This is a genomic window from Streptomyces sp. CA-210063 (assembly GCF_024612015.1).
Classification (GTDB): domain Bacteria; phylum Actinomycetota; class Actinomycetes; order Streptomycetales; family Streptomycetaceae; genus Streptomyces.
In genome coordinates, this window is record NZ_CP102512.1 from 6,490,224 (window position 1) to 6,514,306 (window position 24,083).

Below are 24,083 nucleotides of genomic sequence, written 5' to 3' on the forward strand. Positions count from 1 at the left end.
TGAAATCATGGCCGAACCGGCCCCAACCGGCGGGCCGTTGCCTTGGGTTGGCGATGGCACAGAAACACAGGCCACGGCCTTCAGGGGGAGGAACGATGGCGGACAGCAGTTTTGGACCGATGCGTGACGAGGATGCCGACGAAGGCTCCGTCGGCATGGGCCCCGCCGCGGGCTCCCAGCGCAAGGAGCCGATCCGGGTCCTGGTCGTGGACGATCACGCGCTTTTCCGCCGCGGTCTGGAGATCGTGCTCGCGGCCGAGGAGGACATCCAGGTCGTCGGCGAGGCCGGTGACGGGGCGGAGGCGGTCGACAAGGCCGCGGATCTGCTGCCCGACATCGTGCTGATGGACGTACGGATGCCCAAGCGCGGCGGTATCGAGGCGTGTACCTCCATCAAGGAGGTGGCTCCCAGCGCGAAGATCATCATGTTGACGATCAGCGATGAGGAGGCCGACCTCTACGACGCGATCAAGGCGGGGGCCACCGGTTATCTCCTCAAAGAGATCTCCACGGACGAGGTGGCCACGGCCATTCGCGCGGTCGCCGACGGGCAGTCGCAGATCAGTCCTTCGATGGCGTCGAAGCTGCTCACCGAGTTCAAATCCATGATTCAGCGGACCGACGAGCGGCGGCTCGTGCCGGCGCCGCGGCTCACGGACCGGGAACTGGAAGTACTCAAGCTCGTGGCGACCGGGATGAACAACCGGGACATCGCCAAGGAGCTGTTCATTTCCGAGAACACCGTGAAGAACCATGTGCGCAACATCCTGGAGAAGCTTCAGCTGCACTCCAGGATGGAGGCCGTGGTCTACGCGATGCGGGAGAAGATCCTCGAGATTCGTTAGGTCCGGTCGTTGGGCCGCGAGGTCACGTCAGGGCGCGGATCAGGGGCTCGCGGAGCTCCGGGGCGTCCACGCGTTCCACGCGTACGTCCGTGCAGTCCACCCAGGTCGCGGCCTCCAGGAGGGCCTGCGCGACCGCCGGGACCGCCTTGGGGCCGTTGAGCGTGACCTGTTTGGCGACCAGGGTGCGGCCGTCGCGGGCGGGGTCGACACGGCCGACGAGCCGGCCGCCGGACAGGACCGGCATCGCGAAGTAGCCGTAGACGCGTTTCTGCTTGGGGACGTAGGCCTCCAGGCGGTGGGTGAAGCCGAAGAGGCGTTCCGTGCGGGCCCGTTCCCAGACGAGGGAGTCGAACGGGGACAGGAGAGTGGTGCGGTGGCGTCCGCGTGGGGGTGTGGCCAGGGCCGCCGGGTCGGCCCAGGCCGGCTTGGCCCAGCCCTCCACCGTCACCGGGACCAGACCGGAGTCGGCGACGACCGCGTCGAACTGCTCGCCCTTCAGACGGTGGTAGTCGGCGATGTCCGCGCGGGTGCCGACGCCCAGGGCCTCGCCCGCCAGACGGACCAGGCGGCGTAGGCACTCCGTGTCGTCCAGCTCGTCGTGCAGCAAGGTGTCCGGCACGGCGCGCTCGGCCAGGTCGTACACCCGCTTCCAGCCGCGGCGCTCCACGCAGACCACCTCGCCGTACATCAGGGCGCGTTCGACGGCGACCTTCTCGCCGGACCAGTCCCACCACTCGCTGGTGCGTTTGGCTCCGCCGAGTTCGGTGGCGGTGAGGGGGCCCTCGGTGCGGAGCTGTTTGATGACGCGGTCGTAGGCGCCGTCCGGGAGTTGGTGGTTCCAGTGGGGGCGGGCTCGGTAGGCGCGGCGGCGGAAGGCGAAGTGGGGCCACTCCTCGATGGGGAGGATGCAGGCGGCGTGGGACCAGTACTCGAAGGCGTGGGGGCGTGCCGGAGGTGCGCCGGTGGGCGCGGCCGTCCAGTAGGCCTGGTCGACCGTGGTGCGGCCTATGGCGCCGAGGCGGGCGTACGGGATGAGTTCGTGGGAGCGGGCGAGGACGGAGATCGTGTCGAGTTGGACCGCGCCCAGGTGTCGCAGGACGCCGCGGACGCCGGCTCTGCGGTCCGGGGCGCCGAGGAAGCCCTGGGCCCGGAGGGCGATTCGGCGGGCCTCGTCTGCGGTGAGTTCTGTGGCGGGGCGCGGGAGGGAGGTCATGTTCCGCAGGGTAGGGGAGGGCACTGACAGCGGGGGATGCGCTGCGGGGTTGGGGGGAGGGGGAGGGGCTGCGCCACCAGACCCCCGTCGGCCTTCGGCCTCGTCCTCAAACGCCGGACGGGCTGGAGGGTGCGGGCAGATACGGCGTGGCGGAAGGCAGGCCCAGGTCTGAGGGGAGCAGGGAGGCCAGCCAGCAGTCGCGGCGTACTCCGTTGTTGGTGAGGGCGGCTCGGAGGGTGCCTTCGAGGGTGAAGCCGGTGTGTTCGGCCACGGCTCGGGAGGCGGTGTTGCCCACCTCGGCGCGCCATTCGAGGCGGTCGAGGGCGAGCGTGGTGAAGGACCAGTGGGCGGCGGCGCGGGTGGCCTCGGTGATGTAGCCGTTGCGGCGGTGCTCCTTGGTGGCCCAGAAACCGATCTCGCCGGTGCCCAGGGACCGCATGGTGACGCCGAGCATGCCCACCAGTTCCCCGGCGGGCAGGAAGAGGCCGAAGGTGAACATGGAGGCGTCGGCCCAGCCCTCGGGGACGGCCTGCTCGACGAAACCCTCCGCGTGCTCCCGCAGGTACGGCGAGGGGATCGTGGTCCAGCGCTGGATGTCCGGGTCCTGCGCGGCCGCGTACACCGAGTCGGTGTCGTGCCGGTCCACGGTGCGCAGCAGCAGGCGCGCGGTGGTCAGGGTGACGGGGTCCATCGGGCGATTCTGCTTGGCGGAAGCGAAGGACGCCATCCCATTTGAGGCTGTTCTGTGGACGGCCCAGGGGCGCGGTGGGTGAGGAGACGGTCACAATTCGCGCATTTCGTGTACGGAACGCGGCACCATCCGCATCGGCCGCCCGTTGTCCTAGTGGCTGTCACTGACAGACCTCCCGGCACGGCGGGGTCCTCGCTTACGATGGCCGTTGCTCAAGCTGTGATTTAAAACTGCCAACTGTCATTGAAACCGACCGTCCCAGGCCCGACCGGCAAGGAGACAAACCCCCGTGTCCGTCCTCTCGAAGATCATGCGTGCAGGCGAAGGCAAAATCCTGCGCAAGCTGCACCGCATCGCGGACCAGGTCAACTCCATCGAAGAGGACTTCGTCGACCTCTCCGACGCCGAGCTGCGCGCCCTGACCGAGGAGTACAAGCAGCGGTACGCCGACGGCGAGACCCTCGACGACCTGCTTCCCGAGGCGTTCGCCACCGTGCGCGAGGGTGCCAAGCGCGCGCTCGGCCAGCGCCACTACGACGTGCAGATCATGGGCGGTGCCGCCCTCCACCTCGGCTATGTCGCCGAGATGAAGACCGGTGAGGGCAAGACCCTCGTCGGCACGCTGCCCGCGTATCTGAACGCGCTGTCCGGCGAAGGCGTTCACCTGATCACGGTCAACGACTACCTGGCCGAGCGCGACTCCGAGATGATGGGCCGCGTCCACAAGTTCCTGGGTCTGAGCGTCGGCTGCATCCTCGCCAACATGACGCCGGCCCAGCGCCGTGAGCAGTACGCGTGCGACATCACGTACGGCACGAACAACGAGTTCGGCTTCGACTACCTCCGCGACAACATGGCGTGGTCCAAGGACGAGCTCGTCCAGCGCGGTCACAACTTCGCGATCGTCGACGAGGTCGACTCCATCCTCGTCGACGAGGCCCGTACGCCGCTGATCATCTCCGGCCCGGCCGACCAGGCCACCAAGTGGTACGGCGACTTCGCCAAGCTGGTCACGCGCCTGAAGAAGGGCGAGCCCGGCAACCAGCTCAAGGGCATCGAGGAGACCGGCGACTACGAGGTCGACGAGAAGAAGCGCACGGTCGCCATCCACGAGTCCGGCGTCTCCAAGGTCGAGGACTGGCTGGGCATCGACAACCTCTACGAGTCGGTGAACACGCCTCTGGTGGGCTACCTGAACAACGCCATCAAGGCCAAGGAGCTCTTCAAGAAGGACAAGGACTACGTCGTCATGGACGGCGAAGTCATGATCGTCGACGAGCACACCGGCCGTATCCTCGCCGGCCGCCGCTACAACGAGGGCATGCACCAGGCGATCGAGGCGAAGGAAGGGGTGGACATCAAGGACGAGAACCAGACGCTCGCCACGATCACCCTGCAGAACTTCTTCCGCCTCTACAAGCGCCACGACCACAACGGCAAGGAACGGCCCGGCCTCTGCGGCATGACCGGTACGGCGATGACCGAGGCCGCCGAGTTCCACCAGATCTACAAGCTCGGCGTCGTCCCGATCCCGACCAACCGGCCGATGGTCCGCAAGGACCAGTCCGACCTGATCTACCGCACCGAGGTCGCCAAGTTCGAGGCGGTCGTCGACGACATCGTCGAGAAGCACGAGAAGGGCCAGCCGATCCTCGTCGGTACGACGTCGGTCGAGAAGTCCGAGTACCTGTCCCAGCAGCTGAGCAAGCGCGGCGTCCAGCACGAGGTGCTCAACGCCAAGCAGCACGACCGGGAGGCGACGATCGTCGCCCAGGCCGGCCGCAAGGGCGCCGTGACGGTCGCGACGAACATGGCCGGCCGTGGTACGGACATCAAGCTCGGCGGTAACCCCGAGGACCTCGCCGAGGCCGAGCTGCGCCAGCGCGGCCTCGACCCCGAGGAGCACATCGAGGAGTGGGCCCACGCCCTGCCCGAGGCCCTCGCGAAGGCCGAGGAGGCGGTCAAGGCGGAGTTCGAGGAGGTCAAGGACCTGGGCGGGCTCTACGTCCTCGGCACTGAACGGCACGAGTCCCGCCGTATCGACAACCAGCTGCGCGGTCGTTCCGGCCGTCAGGGCGACCCGGGCGAGTCCCGTTTCTATCTGTCGCTGGGCGACGACCTGATGAGGCTCTTCAAGGCGCAGATGGTCGAGCGCGTGATGTCCATGGCCAACGTGCCGGACGACGTGCCGATCGAGAACAAGATGGTCACGCGCGCGATCGCCTCCGCCCAGTCGCAGGTCGAGCAGCAGAACTTCGAGACCCGGAAGAACGTCCTCAAGTACGACGAGGTCCTCAACCGGCAGCGCGAGGTCATCTACGGCGAGCGTCGCCGTGTCCTGGAGGGCGAGGACCTGCAGGAGCAGATCCAGCACTTCATGGACGACACCATCGACGCGTACATCACCGCCGAGACCGCCGAGGGCTTCGCCGAGGAGTGGGACCTCGACCGGCTGTGGGGCGCCTTCAAGCAGCTCTACCCGGTGAAGGTCACCGTCGAGGAGCTGGAGGAGGCCGCCGGCGACCGGGCCGGGCTGACCCCCGAGTTCATCGCCGAGTCCATCAAGGACGACATCACCGAGCAGTACCAGGCGCGTGAGGCGCAGCTCGGCTCCGAGATCATGCGTGAGCTGGAGCGCCGGGTCGTCCTCTCCGTGCTGGACCGCAAGTGGCGTGAGCACCTCTACGAGATGGACTACCTCCAGGAGGGCATCGGCCTGCGCGCGATGGCCCAGAAGGACCCGCTGGTCGAGTACCAGCGCGAGGGCTTCGACATGTTCCAGGCCATGATGGAGGGCATCAAGGAGGAGTCCGTCGGCTATCTGTTCAACCTGGAGGTCCAGGTCGAGCAGCAGGTCGAGGAGGTCCCGGTCGAGGACGAGAAGCCGTCCCTGGAGAAGACGGATGCGGTGCCGGCCCAGGCCGGTGCGTCCCGGCCCGAGATTCGTGCGAAGGGTCTGGAGGCCCCGCAGCGCCGCGACCGGCTGCACTTCTCCGCGCCGACCGTCGACGGCGAGGGTGGCATCGTCGAGGGCGACCTCCCCGAGGACGAGCCCGTCCGCTCCGAGGCCGACGGCCTCACCCGCGCGGAGCGCCGCAAGCAGCAGGGCAAGACGAGCCGCCGCCGCAAGAAGTAAAGGGCCGCTCCACGGGCACGCTCCGTGGGCGAGACGGTGAAACACGAGCCGTGAGGCTTTGAAGGGCCGGGCATCTTCGGGTGCCCGGCCCTTCGCGCTCAGTCGTCGTCCTGGTGGGGGAGCCTCGGGCCGCCCAGTTCCACCGCTGTGCAGCGCCAGCGGTGGTCGGGGCCGTGTTCCAGGCGGAAGGCCATGGCACGGAGTCGGTCGCCCGCGCCGATGCGGGCGAAGACCTCCAGGGCGCCCGGGGCGGCGACGTAGTAGCCGATGTCGCGGACGACGGGGTGGGCGCCGTGGGTGGTGCGCAGGGGGCCTCGTTCGGCCAGCCAGGCCAGTTCGTCGTAGGCCCGGCCCGCCGTGTGGCGCAGCATGCTGTGGACCGGGCGGCGGCCGCTCAGTACGGCGAGGAGGAGGTCGGCGAAGTGGTCGGTGGGGCGGGGTTGGGGGACCGGCCTGGAGAGGGGTGGGATGGCGTCCTGGGGAGACGTGGGGGCCGGGGTTGTGAGGGCTCGGGAAAGGGCCGCCGCTGAGGGGTGGCCGCCTCCCGGGGTCGTGCGGGCGGGGGTGCGGCCGGGGCGGCGGGTGTCGTGGCGGACGGGTGGGTGGGTGCCGGGCCGGCGCTTGGTCCTGGTCATGACCTTGTTCATCGGAGATCCCCGTTCGTCGGTGAGGCCACTGGGTACCGGTCGGTAACTTTGCGCTGGGGATCTTGTACGAGGCGGGAGGGTGCCGTCGCAAGGAAGGGCGGCGTCCGGCGGGGGGGCGCGAAATGTTCACCTATCAGGGTGACGGGGTGGGGGTTCGGGCCCGGCGGGGCGGGGGTGCACCGGGTGAGGTGGCGGGCCTGGGGTGGACGCCTCCAGGGGGTTGGGCGGGGGCTCGAAAGGGGACGCCCGCACGTATCCTGAAGGCCGTCCGGGGACTTCGCGAGAACCTCCGGAACGACCTCCGCGGCGGACCTTCGCGGAACCTCCGCAACGCTCCGAGATCAGCGACCACGACTACGAAAGCGGCCTGCCATGCGCGTCTACGTCCCCCTGACCCTTCCCGGGCTCGCCGAGGCGTACAAGACGGGTGAGTTGGGGGAGGGGGCGTTCGTCGCGTACGCCGTCACGCCGGCGTTGCGGGAGTGGTATCTGTCCGACGACATCGAGGAGTTGGAGTACGCGGCGTTGAACCGGGCGGCGCTCGCGTCGTTGCGGTTGGTGGCGGGGGATCCGGGGGCTGCTCGGCGGCGGGTTGTGGTGGCGGTGGATGTGGCCGACCGGGACGCGGTCGCCGATCCCGACCGGGGGCTCGATCCGGTGGCGCTCGGGGAGGTGCGGGTGGCTGGGCCGGTGTCGTTGGGCAAGGCGGCGGCTGTGCATGTCGACTCGGTGGAGGCCGAGGGGGAGGTGGGGGAGGCCGCGGCTGCGTTGGGGGCGGCGGATCAGGGGGATGACGACGCGCAGTTCATCGTGGACGGGGCGGACGATCACGAGCTGTTGTGGTACGCGACGCAGGAGATTCCCAACCTGGTGGGGCTGGGGGGCTGAGCGGTCCCGGCGGGGTTGGGGGCGTGCCGGCCGGGGCTGGAGTGCGGTGCCCTGTGCTGGGGCTGAGCCAGGGGCGGGGTCTCGCTCACCGGCGCTTGCCGGGTGCCGCTGCGCCCACCCGTGCCGCCCCAGCGGCACGATTGCCCGCAGTTATGGCGGGTGGGTGGGTGGCTGTCCCAGCGGCACGGTTGCCCGCAGCTATGGCGGCTGATCAGGCAGCCGTGAGTTCGTGCGCAGGTACGGTCGGCGTACTCGTGGTCGCGGTGCGTTGTCAGTGGTGAAGGGTACGTTTTCGGTATGGGGAAGCACGGAGTCGGGGCGCATATCGTCTGGGACTGGAACGGGACGTTGTTCCATGACAACGAGGCGATCATCGGGGCCACGAACGCGGCGTTCGCGGAGTTGGGGATCGAGCCGATCACGCTGGAGCGGTACAGGGAGCTGTACTGCGTACCGGTACCGAAGTTCTATGAGCGGTTGATCGGGCGGCTGCCCACGGACGAGGAGTGGGAGGCCATGGATGTGGTCTTCCATCGGTACTACGCGGAGCACCGGGTGGCCTGTGGGCTGACCGAGGGTGTGCCGGGGCTGCTCACGGACTGGCTTTCGGCGGGGCGCAGTCAGTCGATCCTCAGCATGTATGTGCATGAGGAGCTGGTTCCGCTGGTGCGGGGCTTCGGGATCGAGCCGCACTTCATACGGGTCGACGGGCGGACCGGGCCGTCCGGGGGCAGCAAGACCGAGCACATGGTGCGGCACCTGCGGCGGCTCGTGGGTGTGGAACCGGCGCGGACCGTCGTGATCGGGGACGCGGCCGACGACGCCGTGGCCGCCCGGCATGTGGGCGCGCGGGCCGTGCTCTACACCGGGGGGTCCCACAGCCGGGCCAGCCTGGAGGGGGTCGGCGTGCCCGTCGTGGACACCCTGGAGGAGGCCGTCGCGGAGGCCGAGCGGCTGGCCGCGTAGCGGTCGGAGCACCTGCGTACTCGTACCTCCGCCCGGTCCGCCCGGCCCGCCCGCTACGTCACCGGCGCCTTCGCCCGCAGCACCGTGAGGAACTCCCGCATCCAGCGGGAGTGGTCCGGCCAGGCGCGGGCGGAGACGAGGGTGCCGTCGACGACGGTCTCGGTGTCGTGGAAGGTGGCGCCGGCGGCCTGCATGTCGAGTTCCAGCGCGGGGTACGCGGTGACGCGGCGGCCGTGGAGGGCGTCCACGGCGGCGGTGAGCAGGGGGCCGTGGCAGATCTGGGCGACCGGCTTGTCGGTGTCGAAGAAGGACTTGAGGATCTTGCGCAGCTCGGGGTCGTTGCGGAGGTACTCCGGGGCCCGGCCGCCGGGGACGACGAGGGCGACGTACTGACCGGGATCGACCTCGGAGAAGGCCAGGTCGGCGGGCCAGGTGTAGCCGGGCTTCTCGGTGTAGGTGTCGTAGCCGGGTTCGAAGTCGTGGACGACGAAGCGGAGCTTCTTGCGGCTGGGGGCGGCGATGTGGACCTCGTATCCCTCCTCGCGAAGACGCTGGTAGGGGTACAGGACCTCCAGTGACTCCGCCGCGTCGCCGGTCACGATCAGGATCTTGGCCGTCATGGTGGGGCTCCCCTCGGCTGTGCGGCGAGGCGCGGTCGGTCACCGGTCGGCTTCGGCGCGTCCTTCGCCTTCGTCGGGCTAGGGCTTTTCAGGCTTCCCAAGGCTTGGCAGGGCTTGGCAGGGCTGTCGCAGGGCTTCCTTCGTCGGGCCACGGCTTTCGTCGGGCCAGGGGCTCCAGTGGGCCAGCGGCTTCGTCAGGCCAGGGGCTCTCCCGGCTTCAATCGTCAGGCTAGGCCTTCCTGGGCACCGTGCATCCGGGGTGAAGGTTTGCCAAGAGGGCGCGCACATTCGGGGTCCGACGGATGCGCGTATAGGCTCGGTTGCGCGGAGGTAAGCTCAAAAGTGCGCGATGGGCACTGTGCGGAACGTCAAAGTTCCACCCTCGGTTTTGTACACATACGGCTCATGACGGGCCCCCCGTCCGGAGGGATAGCCTTGTGGCGTGATCAGCGCGATAGCTCGCGGGGACGTCATCGTCCCTGCCCTGCGCCCGGTGAACACGGACGACATCCGTGACCGGGCGGCGGTCGCTGGTCCTCGCGGGCGGGAGGGAGCCACCAGGGCTCCCGGGACGCCGGGTACACCCACGGGCCGGGCGCCGCAGAGAGCAGCGTCACACCCCTGTCGGGTACCGAGAATGGCTGATTGCCCCCCGTTCATCTCACCCCGCGGCATAGCGTCGAAGCAGACCGGACACCCCGTGTCGTGGCGTTACGTCGGAGGGGAAGACACCGTACTTCCTTCTACGTCACGCAACGGCGCGCGACAGGAGCCAGAGGACAATGCAGACCAAGCTGGACGAAGCCAAGGTCGAGCTGCTCGAGAGGGCCGCCCGGGTAGCTGAGAACAGCCCGGTCGGGGGGTATCTACCGACTGGGACGACGAGCGAGAGTACGTCCGGCATCCCGGACCACGACACCGTGCTCGCGTTCCTCCAGCGCTACTACCTGCACACCGCCCCGGAGGACCTGAGCGGCCGCGACCCGGTCGACGTCTTCGGAGCCGCCTACTCCCACTACCGGCTGGCCGAGAACCGCCCCCAGGGCACGGCCAACGTGCGGGTCCACACCCCGACGGTGGAGGAGAACGGCTGGACGTGCAGCCACTCCGTCGTCGAGGTCGTCACCGACGACATGCCGTTCCTCGTCGACTCCGTGACCAACGAGCTGTCACGGCAGGGGCGCGGCATCCATGTCGTCATCCACCCCCAGGTCGTCGTCCGGCGGGACGTCACCGGCAAGCTGGTCGATCTGATCACCGAACCGGCCGCCGTCGCCGCGGCGTCCGCCGCCGTGGCCGCCGGTGAGACGCTGCCGCACGACGCGCACATCGAGTCCTGGATCCATGTCGAGGCCGACCGCGAGACCGACCGGGGGGACCTGAAGCAGATCACCAACGATCTGCTGCGCGTCCTGTCCGACGTCCGCGAGGCCGTCGAGGACTGGGAGAAGATGCGGGACGCGGCGGTGCGTATCGCCGACGGACTGCCCGCCGAGCACACCGCCGACGACCTGCGCGAACAGGAGGTCGAGGAGGCCCGCGAGCTGCTGCGCTGGCTCGCCGACGACCACTTCACCTTCCTCGGGTACCGCGAGTACGAGCTGCGGCAGGACGACTCGCTGGCCGCCGTCCCGGGCACCGGGCTCGGCATCCTGCGCGCCGACCCGCACCACGCCGGGCACGACCAGCACCCCGTCAGCTCCTCCTTCGAGCGGCTGCCCGCCGACGCCCGCGCCAAGGCCCGTGAGCACAAGCTCCTCGTCCTGACGAAGGCCAACAGCCGGGCCACCGTCCACCGGCCGTCCTACCTCGACTACGTGGGCGTGAAGAAGTTCGACGCCGAGGGGAACGTGGTCGGTGAGCGGCGCTTCCTCGGACTGTTCTCCTCGGCCGCCTACACCGAGTCCGTGCGCCGCGTGCCCGTCATCCGCCGCAAGGTCGACGAGGTCCTCCAGGGCGCCGGTTTCTCACCCAACAGCCACGACGGACGCGACCTGCTCCAGATCCTGGAGACCTACCCGCGCGACGAGCTGTTCCAGACCCCGCCCGACGAGCTGCGCTCCATCGTCACCTCCGTGCTCTATCTGCAGGAGCGCCGGCGGCTGCGGCTCTACCTCCGCCAGGACGAGTACGGGCGCTACTACTCCGCCCTCGTCTACCTGCCGCGCGACCGCTACACCACCGGCGTACGCCTCAGGATCATCGACATCCTGAAGGAGGAACTCGGCGGCGTCAGCGTCGACTTCACCGCCTGGAACACCGAATCGATCCTCTCCCGGCTGCACTTCGTGGTCCGCGTCCCGCCGGGCACCGAACTCTCACCCCTCAGCGACGCCGACAAGGACCGCCTCGAGGCCAAGCTCGTCGAGGCCGCCCGGTCCTGGTCGGACGGGTTCGCCGAGGCGCTCAACGCCGAGGTCGGCGAGGAGCGCGCCGCCGAGCTGCTGCGCCGGTACGCGAACGCCATCCCCGAGGGGTACAAGGCCGACCACAACCCGCGCACGGCCGTCGCGGACGTCGTCCGCCTCGAAGCGCTCGAACAGGACGAGGACTTCGAGCTCAGCCTGTACGAGCCGGTGGGCGCCACGCCCGACGAGCGCCGGTTCAAGATCTACCGCAAGGGCGGCTCCGTGTCGCTCTCCGCGGTGCTGCCCGTCCTCAACCGCATCGGCGTCGAGGTCATCGACGAGCGGCCGTACGAGCTGCGCTGCTCGGACCGGACGACCGCGTGGATCTACGACTTCGGGCTGCGTATGCCGAGGCCGCAGGCCGGCAGTGTGGACTACGCCGGGGACGACGCCCGGGAGCGGGTGCAGGAGGCCTTCTCCGCCACCTGGACCGGGCAGGCCGAGAACGACGGGTTCAACGCGCTCGTGCTGAGCGCGGGCCTCACCTGGCGGCAGGCCATGGTGCTGCGGGCGTACGCCAAGTACCTGCGGCAGGCCGGGTCCACGTTCAGCCAGGACTACATGGAGGACACCCTCCGCAACAACGTCCACACCACCCGGTTGCTCGTGTCGCTGTTCGAGGCGCGGATGTCGCCCGAGCGGCAGCGGGCGGGCAGGGAGATCGTCGACGCGCTGCTCGAAGAGGTCGACGCGGCCCTGGACCAGGTGGCGAGCCTCGACGAGGACCGGATCCTGCGGTCGTTCCTGACCGTCATCAAGGCGACGCTGCGGACGAACTTCTTCCAGGAGGCGGCCGGCGGCAAGCCGCACGACTACGTCTCCATGAAGTTCGACCCGCAGGCCATCCCCGACCTCCCGGCGCCGCGTCCGGCGTACGAGATCTGGGTGTACTCGCCGCGTGTCGAGGGCGTGCACCTGCGGTTCGGGAAGGTCGCCCGAGGAGGGCTCCGCTGGTCCGACCGGCGGGAGGACTTCCGGACCGAGATCCTGGGCCTGGTCAAGGCGCAGATGGTCAAGAACACCGTCATCGTGCCGGTCGGCGCCAAGGGCGGCTTCGTCGCCAAGCAGCTGCCGGACCCGTCCGTCGACCGCGACGCGTGGATGGCCGAGGGCATCCGGAGCTACAAGACCTTCATCTCCGCGCTGCTCGACATCACCGACAACATGGTCGCCGGCGAGGTCGTGCCGCCGTCGGACGTGGTCCGGCACGACGAGGACGACACCTACCTCGTCGTCGCCGCCGACAAGGGCACCGCGACCTTCTCCGACATCGCCAACGAGGTCGCCGAGAGCTACAACTTCTGGCTCGGGGACGCCTTCGCCTCCGGCGGCAGCGCCGGGTACGACCACAAGGGCATGGGCATCACCGCGCGCGGCGCCTGGGAGTCGGTGAAGCGGCACTTCCGGGAGCTGGGGGTGAACACGCAGGCCGAGGACTTCACGGTCGTCGGCATCGGTGACATGTCCGGTGACGTGTTCGGCAACGGCATGCTGCTCAGCGAGCACATCCGGCTGGTCGCCGCCTTCGACCACCGGCACATCTTCATCGACCCGCACCCGGACGCGGCCACCTCGTACGCCGAGCGCCGCCGCGTCTTCGAGCTGCCCCGGTCGAGCTGGGCCGACTACAACACGGAGTTGATCTCGGCCGGCGGCGGCGTCTTCCCGCGGACCGCCAAGGCGATCCCGATCAACGGCCACATCCGGGACGCCCTCGGTATCGAGGACAAGATCGCCAAGATGACCCCGGCCGACCTGATGAAGGCCATCCTCAAGGCGCCGGTCGACCTGCTGTGGAACGGCGGCATCGGTACGTACGTCAAGTCCTCGACCGAGTCGCACGCCGACGTCGGGGACAAGGCCAACGACGCGATCCGGGTCGACGGCGCCGACCTGCGCGTCCAGGTCGTCGGCGAGGGCGGCAACCTCGGCCTGACCCAGCTGGGCAGGATCGAGTTCGCGCAGAAGGGCGGGCGGGTCAACACCGACGCCATCGACAACAGCGCGGGCGTGGACACCTCCGACCACGAGGTGAACATCAAGATCCTGCTCAACGGCCTGGTCGCGGACGGCGACATGACGGTCAAGCAGCGCAACAAGCTGCTCGCCGAGATGACCGACGAGGTCGGCCGCCTCGTCCTGCGCAACAACTACGCGCAGAACACGGCGATCGCCAACGCCCTCGCCCAGTCCAAGGACATGCTCCACGCCCAGCAGCGCTTCATCCGCCACCTGGTCAGGGAAGGGCGCCTCGACCGGGCGCTCGAATTCCTGCCCACCGACCGCCAGATCCGCGAGCGCCTCAACACCGGGCAGGGGCTCACCAGCCCAGAGACGGCCGTCCTCCTCGCCTACACGAAGATCACGGTCGCCGAGGAACTGCTGCACACCTCGCTGCCGGACGACCCGTATCTGCGCAAGCTGCTGCACGCGTACTTCCCGACCGCGCTGCACGAGCGGTTCCCGGAGCGGGTCGAGAGCCACCCGCTGAGCCGCGAGATCGTCACGACCGTGCTGGTCAACGACACGGTCAACACAGGCGGTACGAGCTTCCTGCACCGGCTGCGGGAGGAGACCGGGGCCTCGCTGGAGGAGATTGTCCGGGCGCAGACCGCGTCCCGCGCGATCTTCGGGTCGGGCGCGGTGTGGGACGGCGTCGAGGCCCTGGACAACAAGGTCGACGCGGCCGTCCAGACCCGGATCCGGCTGCACTCCCGCCGCCTCGTCGAGCGCGGTACGCGCTGGCTGCTCAACAACCGGCCGCAGCCGCTGGAGCTCAGCGGGACCATCGCCTTCTTCAAGGAGGGCGTGCACCTGGTCTGGGGCGAGCTGCCCAAGCTGCTGCGCGGCGCGGACCTGGAGTGGTACCAGAAGATCTACGACGAGCTGACGGGCGCGGGCGTTCCGGAGGAGCTGGCCACGCGGGTCGCGGGCTTCTCCTCGGCCTTCCCCACGCTCGACATCGTCGCCGTCGCCGACCGGGTCGGCCGGACGCCGATGGAGGTCGCCGAGGTGTACTACGACCTCGCCGACCGGCTGCGCATCACCCAGCTCATGGACCGCATCATCGAGCTGCCGCGCGCCGACCGCTGGCAGTCCATGGCCCGCGCGGCGATCCGTGAGGACCTGTACGCGGCCCACGCGTCCCTCACCGCCGATGTCCTGTCCGTGGGCAACGGCACCTCCACGCCCGAGCAGCGCTTCAAGGTGTGGGAGCAGAAGAACGCGGCGCTGCTGGGCCGGGCCCGCACGACCCTGGAGGAGATCCAGAGCTCCGACGCGTTCGACCTCGCCAACCTGTCGGTGGCGATGCGGACGATGCGGACGCTGCTGCGCGGCCACTCGTAAGGTGTACGACGGAAGGGGGCGCCCCATGGCCGTGGGGCGCCCCCTTCCGTGTGCGCCGCCTGGGCTACTCGGTGATCTTCCAGAGAGTCAACTTGCCCTGCGCGCTGGGTACTTCCCAGCTGTACTCGCCCGGGGTCAGAGTGGTGATCTCGTACATGGCGAGGTTGCCGTCCTTGGTGATCGTGCAGAGGCGGGTGCCCTCGGCGATGGCCGCGTCCTCGCCGAAGTAGTCGGGGTCCACGTAGGAGGGCAGGACGTCCGTCTCCGCGCCCGTGCGGCACTGCTCGGGCGTGGCACCCTCGCTCTTGCCCATCGTGGTCTCGAAGTTCCACCGGCCGTTCTCGACCGACATGTCCCGTCTCTTGTCGACCATCTCGGCCTTGGTGTCGATGCTCGGCTCGTCCAGGTCGACGTAGGTGTAGTTCACGGCGGGGGTGCGCAGGACGAAGGACTGGCCTTCGAAGACCACGGTGTACTCGGCGTTGGCGGGCACCGAGGCGGACTCGGTCGGGTTTGTCACGTCCTCCCCGTTGCCCTGCCCGCCGGAGCCGGAGCCGGAGCCGGAGCCGGAGCCGGACTCGGTGGCGGTCGGGGTCGCCTTGTCGTCGGCCTTGTCGCTGCCCTTGGTGTCGCCCGCCGTGCTGTTGCTGTCGTCCTTATTGTCCAGTACCCACACCGCGGCGGCCGCGCCCGAGCCGGCCACGAGGACGAGGACCAGGGCGACGAGGGCCGCCTTCAGGCCGCGGCGGCTCTTCTTGGGGGCGGCGGCCGGTGCCGGGGCGGGGACGGGGGTCTGAGGGGTGAGGTTGTAGGTGCTGGGGGCCGGGGGCGGGTAGCCGTAGCCCGGTGCCGGGCCCGAGCCTGGGGCCGCCGGGCCGAAGCCGGTCGCCGGGGACGCCTGGGGGACGCCCTGAGTGGTGCCCTGGGCCGACGCCGGGTCGTGGGGCGGCGGCGTCACGGGAGGCGCCGGGGCGGCGGTCGGGGGGCCTGCCGGGGGTGTGCCCGGGGGCGCCGCGGGCATCTGGGGTGCCGTCGCCCGGGGCGGGGTCTGGGCGGAGTGCTCGCGCCGGGCGATCTCGGCGGTGAGCGGCTCCGGCAGCCAGCCGGTGAAGTCGCTGAGGCCACGGCCGGCCAACTCCTGGCAGAGCGCGGCCAGTTCCTCGGTGCCGACGCGCTCGGCCGGGTCGGCGGTCAGGCAGCGCTCCAGCAGGGGGCGCAACCGGTCGTCGTACCCGTCGAGTTTCGGCGGCCGCTGGGCGGTGTTGGCGATCTGCGCGGCGATGGTGATGGCGCCGCCGTCGCCGTACGGGTGGCGTCCGGTGGCCGCGACCGCCGCGATCAGGCCGAGCGAGAAGACGTCGGTGGCCGGGGTGACCGTCTCGCCGAGGGCGTGCTCCGGCGACATGTACTGCGGGGTGCCGATCAGGCCGCCGGACTGGGTGAGCTGGGTGGCGTCGGCGGCGCGGGCGATACCGAAGTCGATGACGTACGGGCCCTGCGAGCCCAGCAGGATGTTGCTGGGCTTGAGGTCGCGGTGGATGACGCCGGCCGCGTGGATGGAGGTCAGGGCGCGGGCCGCGCAGCCGACCAGCTGGAAGACGGCGGGCAGGGGGAGCGGGCCGAAGGCGACGAGGGCGTCGTGCAGGGGGATGCCGGCGATGAACACCGAGGCCAGCCAAGGGAGGTCGCCGGTCGTGTCATGGTCGACGACCGGGACGATGTGGTAGCCCTGCACGCGGCGGGCCGCCTGGACCTCCTGCTCGAAGCGGCGGCGGAAGTCGGCGTCCTGGCCGTACTCGCGGCGGATGACCTTCAGTGCGACGGGCTGGCCGCCGCGGGTGTGCGACAGATAGACCGTGCCCATGCCGCCCTCGCCGATGCGGGCCTGCAGGTGGTAGCCGGCGGTCTCGCGCGGGTCCTGTGGTCCCAGTGGGCTCAGGATGTCGCCAGTGCTGGTGGTAATGGGAGCCTCCCCCGGTACGGTGCCGAACTCCTGTGCCGTGGCGGGGCACTTGAAGCGGTCCGAAGCTTATACGGCACTTATGACACGTGGGCCTGGCGTTACGGTTCCGTGTGACTGTTGGGACGAGGCGCTTCGCGATGGTGCGTGGGGTCGTGTGGCGGGTGCGGGTCCGGTGGGGGCTTCTCGCGCAGTTCCCCGCGCCCCTGAAAGACACGGCCCCTGCTTTTCAGGGGCGCGGGGAACTGCGCGACCAGCCCCCACCGGACCCGCACCCGGCGACGTTCCTATGGGTCCCGGCGGACCCTGCGGCGCCATTCCTCGTCCCGCACCGTGATCGGGGCCGTCGCCGGTAGCCGGCGGGGCGGCGGGGCCGGAGTCGTAGGGGCTTCCGTGAGGGAGAGCGTGCGGAAGGCCGTCTCGATGATGGCCACCGACGTGGCGAACGGGCCCGGTAGCCAGGACGTGAAGTCGCGGACGTCTCGGCGGGCCGCTCCCGCGCAGTGTTCGGCGATGGCGGCGGCCGAGGGGCGGGCCGTGGGGTCGGCGGTGAGGCAGCGGCGTACGACGTCGAGGAGGGGGCGGTCGATGCCGTCCAGGGCGGGCGGGGCGACGTCGGTGCCGGCGATGCGCGTCGCGATGGCGAGGGGGTTGCCGCGGCCGTACGGGTGCCGGCCGGTGGCCGCGACGGCGGCGATCAGGCCGAGGGCGAAGACGTCGGACGCGGAGGTGACCCGGCGGCCGAGGGCGTGCTCGGGGGACATGTAGCGCGGCGTGCCGATCAGGCGTCCGGCGGTGGTGAGGGTGGCCGCGCCCGCCGCCCGGGCGATGCCGAAGTCGAGCAGCCAGGGCCCGTCCGCGGCGAGCAGCAGGTTGGCGGGCTTGACGTCGCGGTGGATCACCCCGGCGGTGTGCACGGCGTCCAGCGCGTACGCGGCGCAGGCCAGCAGCTGGAGGACGGTGGGGACGGGGAGCGGGCCGTGGGTCTCCAGGGCCTGGTCCAGGGGGATGCCCGGGACGTAGTGGGTGGCGAGCCAGGGCCGCTCCGCACCGGCGTCGTGGTCGACGATCGGCACCAGGTGGTAGCCGGAGACGCGGCGCCCGGCAGCCACCTCGCGGGCGAAGCGCTCACGGAAGGCGGGGCTGTCGGCGTACTCCGGGCGGACCAGCTTCAGCGCGACCGGCTGGCCGCCCCGGCTGCGGGAGAGATAGACGGTCCCCATGCCGCCCTCACCGATCCGGGCGTACAGCGGATACCCGGCGATCTCCCGCGGATCCTCCGTCCGCAGCGGCTCAGGTACCACCCCGCGCATCGACCGCCCCCTCCGCTCAGCCTGTCTCCGGAGCGTATCGCGGCAGCGGAACCCGCACTCACCCATTGACATCTACCCAAGTGGCCCTCAAGCGCGCCGGCGCATATAGAGGGTAGAAACATTGACGAACGGAACTGATGGGGTGAATGTGGACGTGGACCAGCGACCCGCCGTATCCGACGTCGCGATGTCCGTCGTCGTGATCGTCTACAACGACGAGGCCAGGCTGCCCACGGCCGTGCGCTCGGTGCTGGAGCAGACGCTGCGGAGCGTCGAGGTCGTGATCGTCGACGACCACAGCACGGACGGCTCGTACGAGGTGGCCGCCCGCCTCGCCGCCGAGCACCCGGGCCGCGTACGGGCGTACCGGCTCCCCGAGAACAGCGGCGGCTGCGGCGCGCCCCGGAACCAGGGCATCCGCGAGACCCGCGGCGAGTACGTCCTCTTCCTCGACAGCGACGACGTCCTGGAGCGGAACGCCTGCCGGAACATGCTGGAGGCAGCCGAGACCACCGGCGCCGACCTCGTCTCCGGCCTCTGTGTCCGTGTCCACGTGGACTCGCGGACGCGGAAGGAGGTCAAGTGGTACCCGTGGCTGTACGCCCGCACGCGCACCCTCGACTCGGTCGCCGAGCTGCCCGACCTGCTGGTCTACGACACCCTGTCGACCAACAAGTGCTACCGCCGGGACTTCCTCCTCGACAACGGCCTGAAGTTCCCGGTCGGCATCCACTACGAGGACCTCTTCTTCTCCGCGCAGGCCTACGCGGCCGCCCGCCGCATCACCCTCATCCCCAACCGGGTCTACGACTGGAACGTCGTGGAGAGGGCCGAGGCGAAGTCGATCAGCAACCGCCGGGCCGAGATCGCCAACTTCGCGCACCGCATGGAGATCCACCGCCGGGTCGACCGGCTCCTCGCCGACAAGGGCATGGAGGCGCTGAAGTTCCACAAGGACGTCAAGTTCCTCAAGCACGACCTGGTGCTGCATCTGCGTGACCTGCCCTTCCGGGACGCCTCCTACCGCCAGGAGTTCGCCGAGCTGGCCCGCGCCTATCTGGCGTCGATCGACCCGGCCGCGTACGACGAGGTCGAGCCCATCCACGCGGTCTGCGCGTATCTGCTGCGGATGAGTGACTGGGACAACCTGCTGCCCGCCGTGGACACGCTCACCAACCGCGACAAGGTCTCCGCGCCGCTCGTCGAGCGCGACGGACGGATCTACTGGTGTGCCGAGCACATCCAGGACGACCCCTTCGCGCGCCGGATCCTGGACGTCACCGAACTCGGCTACCACGCCCGCCCGGTCGGGAAGCTGTTCCTGCGCAACGAGCTGACGGAGTACGAGGAGACGGGCCGGGGCGGTGTCCGTCTCGCCGGGCGCGTCACCAACCCGCTCGGCGTCATCCCGCCCACCGCCCGGCTCGCAGCCGGGCTGGAGTTCTACGCCCGCCGCCCGGGCGTACGCTTCCAGACCTTCCGCATCCCGGTCGCCACGGTCCGGCACGAGGGCCCGTACGTGTCCTGGGAAGCCACGGCGGACATCTCGAAGACCCTCCGCCCGCTCGGCATCGTGGACGCCGTCTGGGACGTACGCCTCCACCTGGACGTCGACGGCGAGCGCACCAGCAGCCGTCTCACCGCCGCCGAACCCGGCCTGGCCACCGGTCAGTTGCCGGTCCGCCCCCGCCTCACCCGGCTTGTCGCCGACCGCGTCGAGCCGCAGATCTCCGCCCGCGGCCACCTCGCCTTCCGTCTGGTCCCCGACAAGAAGGCCAACGCCCTCGTCACCCGCGGCCTCCAGGGCACCCCCGCCCGGCTCGCCAAGAGCGGCTACCGCAGGGCGAAGGAGCTGCGCAAGAAGGCCACCTCCGGAGACACCAAAATCCGCCTTTATCATGAGGTTTTCCAGCGCATGCCGGTGCAGCGGCGCCTCGTGGTGTTCGAGAGCCACCTCGGCCGGCAGTACAGCGACAGCCCCCGGGCGATCTACGAGGAGATGCGCCGCCAGGGCCTCGACTTCGAGGCGGTGTGGTCGTACACGGGCCGCCCGGAGGGCTTCCCCTCCGACGCCACGCTCGTCCGCCGCTGGTCGCTGCCCTACCTGCGGGCCCTGGCCCGCGCCGAGTTCTGGATCGACAACCAGAGCTATCCGCTGAAGCTGACCAAGCGCCCCGGCACGACCTACCTCCAGACCTGGCACGGCTCCGCGCTCAAGCGCATGGGCTTCGACGAACCCGGCTGGAAGCTCAAGACCCGCGCCGAGCAGGCCGAACAACAGCGCACCCTGGAGCGCTTCGACCACTTCCTGATCCGCTCCGAGCACGACGTCCGCACCCTGGCGAAGGCATTCCGGCTGCGGGAGAAGGTGCTGCTGCGGGTGGGCTATCCGCGCAACGACGCGCTCGTACGGGCGAGAGCGGCGCGAGGTGCGGCCGAACGCCCGCCGCTGGCAGCCGAGTTGGGCATCCCGGCGGACAAGAAGGTCCTGCTCTACGCCCCCACGTTCCGGCACCACGGACAGCGCCGCTTCACCCTCCCCTTCGACGTGGAGCGCTTCGCGGAGACCTTCGGCGACGAGTACGTCCTCCTCGTCCGCGCCCACTACCTCAACCACGTCGTCCTTCCGCCCTCCGTCCGGGGCCGGGTCATCGACGTATCGGCCCACCACGACGTGACCCCCGTCCTCGCTCTCGCGGACGCGCTGATCACGGACTACTCGTCGGTGATGTTCGACTACGCGCTCCTGGACCGCCCGATGCTCTTCTTCACCTACGACTACGAGGAGTACGTGCACGAGGGCCGGGGCACCTACTTCGACCTGCTGGAACGGGCGCCGGGCCCGATCGTGCGCACGGAGGACGAACTCCACTCCGTGCTGGCGTCGATGTCACTGGACGAGCAGACGATCAAGTACGCCGCCGCGCGGGAGCGGTTCACGGCCGACTTCGGCGAGTACGACAAGGGCACGGCGGCCCAGAGCGTCGTCGACCAGTTCTTCTCCGAGTGGAGGCACAAGTGACCGGGCCGCGGGACGTCTTCCTCGTCGCCAACAGCGTCGACGAGCTGGGCGGTGTGACCAGCTGGACGCACCACATGGCCCGGCTCCTCACCGAGCGGGGTCACCGCGTCCATGTCATCGGCATCACCACGCCCGAGGATCCGCACGACCTCGGCGAACTCCCCTACCCGACGACCAGGTTGTACGGCGGCCAGCCGCCGGGCCCCGGCCGGGCGAGGGATGCGAGCATGCGCGAACGGGCCGCCCTGCTGACCCGGCTCTTCGCCGCAGCGCGTCCCGGTGGGGTCGTCATCGTGACCCAGGTGTGGGCGATGGAGTGGGTGAAGCTCGCGGACACCGCCGGTCTGACCGTCATCGGGATGAGCCACGAGTCGTACGAGACGTCCAGGGCCAGTTCCCGCTTCCGGCGCGTCCTGCAGCACTACCGGGACGTCGACCGCATGCTCGTCCTCACCCGCGAGGACGCCGACCTGTGGATCGGCGCCGGCCTCAACAACACCTCGTTCCTCCCGAACGCCGTGCCCTGGCTGCCGGACGAGCCGTCGCCGCGCACCGAGAAGGCCGTCATCAGCATCGGCCGGCTCAGCGACGAGAAGGGCGTCGACCTGCTCCTCGACACCTGGTCCGAGGTGGGCCCCCGTCACCCCGGCTGGGTCCTGAAGATCTACGGCTCCGGCGAGGACGAGGAGATCCTGCGCAAGCAGTGCGCCTCCCTCGGCCTCGACGCATCGGTCCGGTGGATGGGCCGCACGAGCGACGTCCCGGGCGCGCTCCGGGGAGGCTCGGTCTTCGCCCTGTCGTCCAGGGGCGAGGGCTTCCCCCTCGCCCTCATGGAAGCCATGGCCATGGGCGTCCCCTGCGCCGCCTTCGACTGCGCACCGGGCGTCCACGAGATCGTGCGGGACGGGGAGGACGGCCTCCTCGCCACCCCCGGCAACACGGGCGAACTGGCCCGCAAACTGGACCTGTTGATGTCGGACAAGAGCCTGCGGGACCGGATGGGGGAGACGGCGAGGGAGAACATTCGGCGGTACGGGACGGAGGAGATCGTGGACAGATGGGAGCAACTTTTCACCTTCCTGGAGAGGTGAAGAGTCAGGGGCGCGGGGAACTGCGCGATCAGCCACGACGAACCCGCAGTCGCGACACAACAGTTCCCCCCGAGCTCTCAGGCGAGACGACCTACTTCTTCCCACCCGTGAACTTCTCGTACTCCTTCAGCACGTCCTCCGTCGCCCCGTCCATACGAAGCTCCCCCCGCTCAAGCCACAACACCCGATCACACGTATCCCGGATCGACTTATTGTTGTGGCTGACAAGAAACACCGTCCCCGCGTTCTTCCGCAGCTCACGGATACGCGCCTCCGACCGCTTCCGGAAGGACGCGTCACCCGTCGCCAACGCCTCGTCGATCAACAGCACGTCATGGTCCTTGGCCGCGGCGATGGAGAACCGGAGCCGCGCCGCCATTCCGGAGGAATACGTGCGCATGGGCAGCGTGATGAAGTCGCCCTTCTCGTTGATGCCCGAGAAGTCGACGATCTCCTGGTACCGCTCCTTGACCTGCTCACGGGACATCCCCATGGCGAGCCCGCCGAGATGGACGTTGCGTTCACCGGTGAGGTCGTTCATGAGGGCGGCGTTCACGCCGAGCAGAGACGGCTGGCCGTCGGTGAAGATACGGCCGTTCTCGACGGGAAGGAGTCCGGCGACGGCCTTGAGGAGGGTCGACTTGCCGGACCCGTTCGTGCCGATGAGGCCGATGGCCTCGCCCCGGTACGCGGTGAAGGACACGTTCCGCACGGCGTGCACCGTGCGTACGCCGGCCGCCTTCTCGGTCTTCTTCCGCCGCAGGATGCGGTTGAGCGCGGCGGTGGCGGTGCCGCGCCCGGCCCCCGTGCCGTTGACGCGGTAGACGATGTCGACGCCGTCGACGACGACGGTGGGGACGGCTTCGGCGCCGGTCTCCCGAGCGGTCTCCCCGGCCTGGGGGGCGGTGATGGTGTCGATGTCAGCCACGGCCGTACGTCTCCTCAGCCTTCCAGAAGTAGATGAATCCGCCGACGCCCGCGAGGAGCGCCCAGCCGGCGGCGATCGCCCACACATGCGTCGGCAGCTGGCTCCCGTGGAAGCTGTCGATCAGCGCGAAGCGCATGAGGTCGATGTAGACGGCGGCCGGGTTGTACTCCAGCAGCACGTGGACGAAGGCCGGCAGGTCCCGGTCGGCGAGGATGTGGTCCATGCTGAACATCACGCCCGACGCGTACATCCAGGTACGCAGCACGAACGGCATCAGCTGCGAGATGTCGGGGGTCTTGGCGCCGATCCGCGCCATGACCATCGCGACCCCGGCGTTGAACACGAACTGAAGCGTGAGCGCCGGCACGATCAGCAGCCAGGACGCGGCGACCGGCACTCCGAAGGCGAGCAGGATCACGACCAGCGCGGCCATGGAGAACAGCAGCTGCTGGAGCTGCTGCAGGCAGTACGACAGGGGCAGCGAGGCCCGGGGGAAGTGCAGGGCGCGGACGAGGCCGAGGCTGCCGGAAATGGCCCGGGTGCCCGCCATGATCGAGCTCTGCGTGAAGGTCCACACGAACACGCCGGTCACGAGGAACGGGACGTAGTCCGGCACGCCGTTCTTGGTGCCCATGAGCAGGCCGAAGATGAGGTAGTAGACCGCCGCGTTGAGCAGCGGGTTCGCCACCTGCCAGATCTGGCCGAGCTTCGCCTGGCTGTACTGCGCGGTCAGCTTCGCCGTGGCGAAGGCGGTGATGAAGTGCCGCCGGGCCCACAGCTGCCGTACGTACGCGCCGAGCGAGGGGCGGGCCCCGCTGACGCTGAGCCCGTACCGCTCGGCGAGCTGGGCGGGGCTCTCGGCGGCGGGGGTGCCCGGGGCGGCCGGGGGGTTGGCCGCCGTTTTGGTCGGCGGTGTGTGGAGGACCTGGCTCACATCCGCTGCTTTCGCTAGTGGGGGACGTCCCGCGTACGCGACCGTACTCGGCCGTACGCGGCCGTACTCGGCG

General features: G+C 69.8%; 15 protein-coding genes. 7 read left to right on the forward strand and 8 right to left on the reverse strand.

Going from position 1 to position 24,083, the window contains the following annotated elements:
• Positions 1-95 precede the first annotated feature (95 nt).
• Positions 96-845, forward strand: a complete 750-nt coding sequence (locus JIX56_RS28425) for a response regulator (protein ID WP_257544742.1) — start codon at positions 96-98, stop codon at positions 843-845.
• Positions 846-867: 22 nt separating this feature from the next.
• Here the strand turns inward: JIX56_RS28425 and JIX56_RS28430 are convergent, their stop codons facing one another.
• The gene (locus JIX56_RS28430) at positions 868-2,058 is read right to left on the reverse strand and encodes a winged helix-turn-helix domain-containing protein (protein WP_257544744.1); all 1,191 of its coding nucleotides are present in this window, start codon (positions 2,056-2,058) and stop codon (positions 868-870) included.
• A gap of 106 nt (positions 2,059-2,164) precedes the next feature.
• Positions 2,165-2,749 carry a GNAT family N-acetyltransferase gene (locus JIX56_RS28435; RefSeq protein WP_257544746.1) on the reverse strand — a complete coding sequence of 195 codons (585 nt, stop codon included), beginning with the start codon at positions 2,747-2,749 and terminating at the stop codon, positions 2,165-2,167.
• A 289-nt stretch (positions 2,750-3,038) separates the two neighbouring features.
• On the opposite strand from JIX56_RS28435, the gene secA reads away from it, so the two are divergent.
• Positions 3,039-5,885, forward strand: coding sequence for a preprotein translocase subunit SecA (gene secA / locus JIX56_RS28440; protein WP_257544748.1), 2,847 nt, complete (start codon positions 3,039-3,041; stop codon positions 5,883-5,885).
• A gap of 98 nt (positions 5,886-5,983) precedes the next feature.
• On the opposite strand, the gene JIX56_RS28445 is transcribed toward secA, so the two are convergent.
• A complete protein-coding gene (locus JIX56_RS28445) occupies positions 5,984-6,532 on the reverse strand; it encodes an Rv3235 family protein (protein WP_257544750.1) in 549 nt (182 codons plus the stop codon).
• A 372-nt stretch (positions 6,533-6,904) separates the two neighbouring features.
• On the opposite strand from JIX56_RS28445, the gene JIX56_RS28450 reads away from it, so the two are divergent.
• On the forward strand, positions 6,905-7,420 hold the full coding sequence (locus JIX56_RS28450) for a DUF6912 family protein (protein ID WP_257544752.1): 516 nt from the start codon (positions 6,905-6,907) through the stop codon (positions 7,418-7,420).
• 297 nt (positions 7,421-7,717) lie between these two features.
• Positions 7,718-8,386: an HAD family hydrolase gene (locus JIX56_RS28455; protein ID WP_257544754.1), complete on the forward strand. Its 669-nt coding sequence runs from the start codon at positions 7,718-7,720 to the stop codon at positions 8,384-8,386.
• A 53-nt stretch (positions 8,387-8,439) separates the two neighbouring features.
• Here JIX56_RS28455 and JIX56_RS28460 read toward each other — a convergent pair whose 3' ends face one another.
• Positions 8,440-9,006 carry a DJ-1/PfpI family protein gene (locus JIX56_RS28460; RefSeq protein WP_257544755.1) on the reverse strand — a complete coding sequence of 189 codons (567 nt, stop codon included), beginning with the start codon at positions 9,004-9,006 and terminating at the stop codon, positions 8,440-8,442.
• Positions 9,007-9,788: 782 nt separating this feature from the next.
• On the opposite strand from JIX56_RS28460, the gene JIX56_RS28465 reads away from it, so the two are divergent.
• Complete coding sequence (locus JIX56_RS28465; RefSeq protein WP_257544757.1) at positions 9,789-14,762, forward strand: NAD-glutamate dehydrogenase; 4,974 nt, start codon at positions 9,789-9,791, stop codon at positions 14,760-14,762.
• 64 nt (positions 14,763-14,826) lie between these two features.
• Here JIX56_RS28465 and JIX56_RS28470 read toward each other — a convergent pair whose 3' ends face one another.
• Entirely contained in the window at positions 14,827-16,653 is a 1,827-nt protein-coding gene (locus JIX56_RS28470) for a serine/threonine-protein kinase (protein ID WP_443032069.1), read from the reverse strand.
• A gap of 356 nt (positions 16,654-17,009) precedes the next feature.
• Entirely contained in the window at positions 17,010-18,035 is a 1,026-nt protein-coding gene (locus JIX56_RS28475) for a serine/threonine-protein kinase (RefSeq protein ID WP_257544761.1), read from the reverse strand.
• A gap of 187 nt (positions 18,036-18,222) precedes the next feature.
• On the opposite strand from JIX56_RS28475, the gene JIX56_RS28480 reads away from it, so the two are divergent.
• Positions 18,223-21,057, forward strand: coding sequence for a bifunctional glycosyltransferase/CDP-glycerol:glycerophosphate glycerophosphotransferase (locus tag JIX56_RS28480; protein WP_257551173.1), 2,835 nt, complete (start codon positions 18,223-18,225; stop codon positions 21,055-21,057).
• Positions 21,054-22,148: a glycosyltransferase gene (locus JIX56_RS28485; protein ID WP_257544763.1), complete on the forward strand. Its 1,095-nt coding sequence runs from the start codon at positions 21,054-21,056 to the stop codon at positions 22,146-22,148. The genes JIX56_RS28480 and JIX56_RS28485 overlap by 4 nt, the downstream gene beginning before the upstream one ends.
• Before the next feature lie 91 nt (positions 22,149-22,239).
• On the opposite strand, the gene JIX56_RS28490 is transcribed toward JIX56_RS28485, so the two are convergent.
• Both JIX56_RS28490 and JIX56_RS28495 read right to left on the reverse strand, forming a co-directional pair.
• Positions 22,240-23,076 (reverse strand): ABC transporter ATP-binding protein, encoded by an 837-nt coding sequence (locus JIX56_RS28490; RefSeq protein WP_257544765.1) that lies wholly within the window; start codon positions 23,074-23,076, stop codon positions 22,240-22,242.
• Entirely contained in the window at positions 23,069-24,010 is a 942-nt protein-coding gene (locus JIX56_RS28495) for an ABC transporter permease (protein ID WP_257544767.1), read from the reverse strand. Before JIX56_RS28495 ends, JIX56_RS28490 begins: the two co-directional genes overlap by 8 nt.
• Between the last annotated feature and the right edge of the window lie 73 nt (positions 24,011-24,083).

Bases quoted from the DNA above. Each gene is read 5' to 3' on its own strand.
- JIX56_RS28430 (WP_257544744.1), bottom strand. From the start codon at position 2,058: ATGACCTCCCTCCCGCGCCCCGCCACAGAACTCACCGCAGACGAGGCC.
- JIX56_RS28445 (WP_257544750.1), bottom strand. From the start codon at position 6,532: ATGAACAAGGTCATGACCAGGACCAAGCGCCGGCCCGGCACCCACCCA.
- JIX56_RS28465 (WP_257544757.1), top strand. From the start codon at position 9,789: ATGCAGACCAAGCTGGACGAAGCCAAGGTCGAGCTGCTCGAGAGGGCC.
- JIX56_RS28455 (WP_257544754.1), top strand. From the start codon at position 7,718: ATGGGGAAGCACGGAGTCGGGGCGCATATCGTCTGGGACTGGAACGGG.
- JIX56_RS28475 (WP_257544761.1), bottom strand. From the start codon at position 18,035: ATGCGCGGGGTGGTACCTGAGCCGCTGCGGACGGAGGATCCGCGGGAG.
- JIX56_RS28450 (WP_257544752.1), top strand. From the start codon at position 6,905: ATGCGCGTCTACGTCCCCCTGACCCTTCCCGGGCTCGCCGAGGCGTAC.
- JIX56_RS28480 (WP_257551173.1), top strand. From the start codon at position 18,223: ATGTCCGTCGTCGTGATCGTCTACAACGACGAGGCCAGGCTGCCCACG.
- JIX56_RS28435 (WP_257544746.1), bottom strand. From the start codon at position 2,749: ATGGACCCCGTCACCCTGACCACCGCGCGCCTGCTGCTGCGCACCGTG.
- JIX56_RS28460 (WP_257544755.1), bottom strand. From the start codon at position 9,006: ATGACGGCCAAGATCCTGATCGTGACCGGCGACGCGGCGGAGTCACTG.
- JIX56_RS28425 (WP_257544742.1), top strand. From the start codon at position 96: ATGGCGGACAGCAGTTTTGGACCGATGCGTGACGAGGATGCCGACGAA.